Annotated in this window: 7 protein-coding genes; 2 read left to right on the plus strand and 5 right to left on the minus strand. The window is 60.0% G+C overall.

The annotated features are described in order from the left end of the window. The first annotated feature begins 530 nt into the window (after positions 1–530). On the plus strand, positions 531–2120 hold the full coding sequence (purH, locus tag ACJ8PL_RS25035; protein ID WP_442531450.1) for a bifunctional phosphoribosylaminoimidazolecarboxamide formyltransferase/IMP cyclohydrolase: 1590 nt from the start codon (positions 531–533) through the stop codon (positions 2118–2120). A 48-nt stretch (positions 2121–2168) separates the two neighbouring features. Continuing rightward, positions 2169–3452 (plus strand): phosphoribosylamine--glycine ligase, encoded by a 1284-nt coding sequence (purD, locus tag ACJ8PL_RS25040; RefSeq protein ID WP_015376331.1) that lies wholly within the window; start codon positions 2169–2171, stop codon positions 3450–3452. A 49-nt stretch (positions 3453–3501) separates the two neighbouring features. Here purD and ACJ8PL_RS25045 read toward each other — a convergent pair whose 3' ends face one another. From ACJ8PL_RS25045 to ACJ8PL_RS25065, 5 genes are all read right to left on the minus strand, one after another. Continuing rightward, positions 3502–4173 (minus strand): DUF1481 domain-containing protein, encoded by a 672-nt coding sequence (locus ACJ8PL_RS25045; protein ID WP_028127643.1) that lies wholly within the window; start codon positions 4171–4173, stop codon positions 3502–3504. Between the two features lie 36 nt (positions 4174–4209). Beyond that, on the minus strand, positions 4210–4482 hold the full coding sequence (gene hupA / locus ACJ8PL_RS25050) for a nucleoid-associated protein HU-alpha (RefSeq protein ID WP_004929874.1): 273 nt from the start codon (positions 4480–4482) through the stop codon (positions 4210–4212). A gap of 189 nt (positions 4483–4671) precedes the next feature. Continuing rightward, on the minus strand, positions 4672–5262 hold the full coding sequence (locus ACJ8PL_RS25055; RefSeq protein ID WP_015376329.1) for a YjaG family protein: 591 nt from the start codon (positions 5260–5262) through the stop codon (positions 4672–4674). Positions 5263–5310: 48 nt separating this feature from the next. Beyond that, on the minus strand, positions 5311–5997 hold the full coding sequence (gene nfi / locus ACJ8PL_RS25060) for a deoxyribonuclease V (protein WP_282677492.1): 687 nt from the start codon (positions 5995–5997) through the stop codon (positions 5311–5313). Between the two features lie 9 nt (positions 5998–6006). After that, positions 6007–6260, minus strand: a 254-nt coding sequence (locus ACJ8PL_RS25065; protein WP_442531451.1) for a uroporphyrinogen decarboxylase family protein, incomplete at its 5' end; no start/stop codon positions are given.

Genomic DNA, 6260 nt, shown 5'->3' on the forward strand with positions numbered 1-6260 from the left:
TGCTGGATATCGTCTTGTGGAGTGCCCACACAGATTGTCTGATAAATTGTTAAAGAGCAGTGAGTTAGGCGCTTTCGCTTGCTAACTCGAGGTGGCGTATATTACGCCTTCCTCTTTCAGAGTCAACCCTAATTTTCAGGATTTTTTCTCTGCGACCCCCGGATACTCTGTGAAGTTGTTCACATGTTCCGTGTCGATGGAGGCGCATTATAGGGAGTTCCTCGCAGGCCGCAACAGGTATTTTCAGCAAAAACGATCGTTCGCTGCATTCCACAGCAAAACCCCGCCTTATACCCACTTGCACACAGTGTTATCCACAGATGCGATTTGCACGGAAAATTTACGAGCGCCACGCAAACGTTTTCGCTACAATTCCCCGCGACGAAACGATCCCCCTTTTTATAGGGGCGCTACCTGAATATGTGCCTGACCCTCCCTTTATAAGGCAAAAAACCCTTCCTTATAGAGAGAACGAGGTGGACATTCACGTAACGCTCTTTAATTGCGACTCAAAGCCAAGGGATAAAACCATGCAACAACCTCGTCCAATCCGCCGGGCCCTGCTCAGCGTGTCTGACAAAACCGGTATCGTTGAATTCGCCGAAGCGCTTTCCCAGCGCGGCGTTGAACTGCTCTCCACCGGCGGCACCGCTCGTCTGCTGGCAGACGCCGGTCTGCCCGTTACCGAAGTTTCCGACTACACCGGCTTCCCGGAGATGATGGACGGACGAGTTAAGACCCTGCACCCGAAAGTCCACGGCGGCATTCTCGGCCGCCGCGGCCAGGACGACGCCGTCATGAATCAGCATGACATCAAGCCTATCGACATGGTGGTCGTCAATCTGTACCCGTTCGCCCAAACCGTGGCGCGCCCGGATTGCTCGCTGGAAGACGCGGTCGAAAATATCGATATCGGCGGCCCGACCATGGTGCGCTCCGCCGCCAAGAACCATAAAGACGTCGCCATCGTGGTGAAGAGCAGCGACTACGCCGCCATCATTACCGAGATGGACAACAACGACGGCTCGCTGCGCTATGCCACCCGCTTCGATCTCGCCATCAAAGCCTTCGAATACACCGCCGCCTACGACAGCATGATCGCCAACTACTTCGGCGCGCTGGTGCCGGCGTACCACGGCGAGACCGAGCAACCGTCCGGCCGCTTCCCGCGTACCCTGAACCTCAACTACATCAAGAAGCAGGATATGCGCTACGGTGAGAACAGCCACCAGCAGGCCGCCTTCTATATAGAGGAAGAGGTGAAGGAAGCGTCCGTCGCGACCGCCGAACAGCTGCAGGGCAAAGCGTTGTCCTATAACAACATCGCCGATACCGACGCCGCGCTGGAATGCGTGAAAGAGTTCGCCGAACCGGCCTGCGTGATCGTCAAGCACGCCAACCCTTGCGGCGTGGCGATCGGCGACGACATTCTGGCCGCCTACGAGCGCGCTTACCAAACCGACCCGACCTCCGCCTTCGGCGGCATCATCGCCTTTAACCGCGAGCTGGACGCCGCCACCGCGCAGGCGATCATCAGCCGCCAATTCGTAGAAGTGATCATCGCGCCAAACGTCACCCAGGAAGCGCGCTCCCTGCTGGCCGCCAAACAGAACGTGCGCGTGCTGGCCTGCGGCCAGTGGCAGCAACGCGTGGCGGGGCTGGACTTCAAGCGCGTCAACGGCGGCCTGCTGGTGCAGGATCGCGATCTGGGCATGGTAACCGCCGCCGATCTGCGCGTGGTATCCGAGCGCCAGCCGACCGAGCAGGAACTGCGTGATGCGCTGTTCTGCTGGAAAGTGGCCAAGTTCGTGAAATCCAACGCCATCGTTTATGCGCGTGACAACATGACCATCGGCATAGGCGCCGGCCAGATGAGCCGCGTTTACTCCGCCAAGATCGCCGGCATCAAAGCGGGCGACGAAGGGCTGGAAGTAAAAGGCTCCGCCATGGCCTCCGACGCCTTCTTCCCGTTCCGCGACGGCATCGATGCCGCCGCGGCGGTTGGCATCACCTGCGTGATCCAGCCTGGCGGCTCAATCCGTGACGACGAAGTGATCGCCGCCGCCAACGAACACGGCATCGCGATGATCTTCACCGACATGCGTCACTTCCGCCATTAATTCCTTTTGCCGCGTGCGCTCCGGCGCACGCCATTCGTGGAGCCCCTGATGAACATTTTGATTATCGGCAACGGCGGGCGCGAACACGCGCTGGCCTGGAAAGCCGCCCAGTCTCCGCTGGCGGACAAAGTCTACGTCGCGCCGGGTAATGCCGGCACCGCGCTGGAAGCCAATCTGGAAAACGTGGCGATCGCCGCCACCGACATCCCCGCCCTGGTCGCGTTCGCCCAGAGCCATGATATCGGTCTGACCATCGTTGGGCCGGAAGCGCCGCTGGTGATCGGCGTGGTCGACGCCTTCCAGGCCGCCGGTCTGAAAATCTTCGGCCCATCACAGGCCGCCGCGCAGCTCGAAGGCTCCAAAGCCTTCACCAAAGATTTCCTGGCGCGCCACCGCATCCCGACCGCCGAATATGAAAACTTCACCGAGGTGGAGCCAGCGCTAGCCTATGTGCGCCGCAAAGGCGCGCCGATCGTCATCAAGGCTGATGGCCTGGCGGCCGGTAAAGGCGTGATCGTCGCGATGACGCTGCAGGAAGCGGAAGAAGCCGTGCGTGACATGCTGGCCGGCAACGCCTTCGGCGACGCCGGTCATCGCATCGTAGTGGAAGAGTTCCTCGACGGCGAAGAAGCCAGCTTCATCGTGATGGTCGATGGCGAGAACGTGGTGCCGATGGCCACCAGCCAGGACCACAAGCGCGTCGGCGACGGCGATACCGGCCCGAACACCGGCGGCATGGGGGCCTACTCTCCGGCGCCGGTCGTGACCGACGAAATCCACCAGCGCGCCATGGACCAGGTGATCTGGCCGACGGTGCGCGGCATGGCGGCGGAAGGCAATACCTACGTCGGCTTCCTGTACGCCGGCCTGATGATCTCCGCCGACGGCCAGCCGAAGGTGATCGAATTCAACTGCCGTTTTGGCGATCCGGAAACTCAGCCGATCATGCTGCGCCTGCGCTCCGATCTGGTGGAACTGTGCCTGGCGGGTGCCGAAGGCCGTCTGAACGAGAAAAGTTCTGACTGGGACGAACGCCCTGCGCTCGGCGTAGTGCTGGCAGCCGGCGGTTATCCGGGCGACTATCGCAACGGTGAGGTTATCCAGGGGCTACCGCAGCAGGAAAGCGCCGACGGTAAGGTCTTCCACGCCGGTACGCGCCTGCAGGGCGATGACGTCGTCACCAGCGGCGGCCGCGTGCTGTGCGTGACGGCGCTGGGCGACACCGTGGCGCAGGCGCAGCAACGCGCTTATCAGCTGGCGGAAGGCATCCAGTGGCCGGGCAGCTTCTGCCGTAAAGATATCGGTTATCGCGCGATTGCGCGCGGCAAATAATTTGACCTTTCATGGTCATGACAAGAGGCTCCGCAGCGCGGGGCCTTTTTTATAGTTGGTCTTCTTTCGGTTCCCAGCTGCAGAAATCGTCGTTCGCCACCAGCAGCAGTTCGCTGCCTTCAGGCGCTTCCAGCCAGGCGACGCTCACCGGCCGGCTGCTGCTGCGGGCACGCTTCTCGATCCAGACGATGGAGGCGGCATCCAGTCCCGGTTTCATGCTTTGGCCGTCGCAGGTTTGCACCTCGCCCTGCATCCAACGCCCCTGCAGCAATTTCACCTTGCCGGCGCGCAGCGCATTGCTCACTTCGAGGATCCGTCGCGCCTGATATTGATACAGGGCAATTTCATCGCGGGTCAGCGGTTCGCGGCGTGTTGCCAGTTGGCGCTGCATAAAGCTCACCGTGCCGTCGTCGGCAAAGCGCAGCTGAATAGAATCTCGATCGCCGTCGGCGTCGTTACGTTTGATTTGGCGCAGCACGTCGCCCTGATAGGTGTACAGCGTGGTAATGGTACCCGGGCCGCGGTAAGGGCTGTAGACGCTGACCAACACTTGCGGACGATGTTGCTCATCGTCTTTACGCCACAGTCGTATCACGCCCTGATCGGCCACGAAGCCGCTGGCGGTAAAACTGGGGATATCGGAATGGAAACTGCAGGCGCTCAGGCCGACGGCGATGCCAACGGCCATGAGCGCCCGACGAGTAAACAAAAGGGGCGCCATCGCCCCCCTGTTTAATCTTTTCACCGAGGCGCGGTCTTATTTAACGGCGTCTTTCAGTGCTTTGCCAGAAACGAACGCAGGCACGTTGGCTGCTGCGATTTTGATTTCTTTGCCAGTCTGTGGGTTGCGGCCAGTGCGCTCGCTACGATGGTTTACTTTGAAAGTACCGAAGCCAACCAATTGTACTGCATCACCTTCTTTCAGAGACTCAGTAATTGCAGCCAGGGTGGATTCCAGAGCCAGTTTAGCTTGTGCTTTGGAAAGGTCAGCCTTGTCCGCGATTACATCAATCAGTTGAGTCTTGTTCATAAGTTATCCTTACAGTGTGTTTATCGTTTGCAAAGCATCGAGTGCGACGGATATGCCGATTGACAGCACTCTCCTGCATACACGCACCGATAGCCACTTTTTTTACGCCCCCCAAATGTAGACCAGACAGGGTGCGGATGTGAAGCCTTAAGGCATGACAAATCAGGCGTTAAATCACGTTTTGTTGCCTTATTGCGCTAAATTTATCCCGATGTTGCTGACACCGGCCTCTCGCAGGTCGGATCGCAGCCCCTTGATCAGGTCTAAATCGCGCTCTTCACAGGCGTCCAACAGGCGGAAAATTTCCCATTGAATGTCCCATTCTTCCTCTACCGCCGGCAAACTTTCCAACTCTTCGTCGGTCATTTCCTTACCGGCTTGGGTCATTTCCAACATCGCCACGGTGCGAATCGATGTTTCGCTGATGGCGATGGCGTGCTCCAGCGTCTCCCCGCCGAGCCGCGAATGGATCAGTTCCCCTAATGCGATACAGGCATCAATTGCCGGGTAAACGCCGTAAAGATCGTAATCTTCCGCCGACGGAATCGCCTCTTCCAACTTCTCGAGCTGGCTGTCGAAGTTGACCTTGGCATCCTTCACCACCAGCGTTTCCCACACCAAATCCAGAATGCGGCGATAAACCGCCGGATCGCCGAACTCGGTCTGTTTGCAGAACATCTGGTAATTCGGGTACATACGCTCGCACAAACTGGCCATAAAGGTCAAATGTTGCCAGCCCTCGAGCCGTTCCAGACGTAAATGAATCGGGTTACGTAGCATGCTTTACTCTCTTACGCGTTATCTGCGGCGCAGTGTACCCGAAATCGCTCATGGCGACACCTCCGGATGCTGCTGCAACCACCGCTGAAACGCCGGACGGCGCGAAGCGATGGCGTCGGCCCAACGGGTCGGCTCCGGCAAACGGTAGCCCGCCATGCAGCGCTGCACCCACGCCAGCGCGCTGTCGGCACCCACGCGGTGACCGGTAGAGATGAACAGCGGGTTGCAACGCGCCTTGCTGCGCCATACCCAACCCAGCTGTTCACCCTTATCTTCCAACGGCGCCAGCGCGCCGACGGCGGCGTCCAGCGGCGCGAATTTGCCGCACAGGCGCTTCTTGGCCACGCCGATGGTCGGCACATCGACCAGCAGGCCGAAATGGCTGGCGACGCCAAGGCGCCGCGGATGTGAAACGCCGTGGCCATCAACGAAGATCAGCCCCGGTTTTTGCCGCAGCTGCGCCCAGGCGGCCAGCAGCGCCGGATATTCGCGAAACGACAGGAAACCCGGGATATAAGGCATGACGGTAGCGATGCGCGCCACCTGATACTCCACCAGCTCCAGCGACGGATAGCGCAGGATGGCGATGGCGGCGCGCGTCACCGCGCCCTCTTGCTCGAAGCCCACATCGGCGCCGGCGATGAACGCCGGCGGTTCGGCCGGCAGATCGTCGTAGCGAATGACTTCAGCGGCGCGCCGCAGCTGTTCGGCGCGCAGAGCCGCCATATCGATCACATCGGATCCTTAACGGTGGTATTTCGCCGACTGCGCGTGTACCGCCTCGACGAAGGCCCCGGCGTGCTCCGGCGGCACATCCTGATGGATGCCGTGGCCCAGGTTGAACACATGACCGTTGCCGTGGCCGAAACCGGCCAGAATGGTCTCCACTTCGTCCGCGATGCGCGCCGGAGAAGCATAAAGCATCGACGGATCCATATTGCCCTGCAGCGCCACTTTGTCGCCCACGCGCCGACGCGCGTCGGCGATATCGGTGGTCC

The organism is Serratia sp. CY83965 (genome assembly GCF_052166375.1).
GTDB lineage: Bacteria > Pseudomonadota > Gammaproteobacteria > Enterobacterales > Enterobacteriaceae > Serratia > Serratia marcescens.

What these genes read in the sequence shown, in the direction of transcription:
- purH (WP_442531450.1), top strand. Translation starts at nt 531, where the DNA reads ATGCAACAACCTCGTCCAATCCGCCGGGCCCTGCTCAGCGTGTCTGAC.
- purD (WP_015376331.1), top strand. Translation starts at nt 2,169, where the DNA reads ATGAACATTTTGATTATCGGCAACGGCGGGCGCGAACACGCGCTGGCC.
- ACJ8PL_RS25045 (WP_028127643.1), bottom strand. Translation starts at nt 4,173, where the DNA reads ATGGCGCCCCTTTTGTTTACTCGTCGGGCGCTCATGGCCGTTGGCATC.
- hupA (WP_004929874.1), bottom strand. Translation starts at nt 4,482, where the DNA reads ATGAACAAGACTCAACTGATTGATGTAATCGCGGACAAGGCTGACCTT.
- ACJ8PL_RS25055 (WP_015376329.1), bottom strand. Translation starts at nt 5,262, where the DNA reads ATGCTACGTAACCCGATTCATTTACGTCTGGAACGGCTCGAGGGCTGG.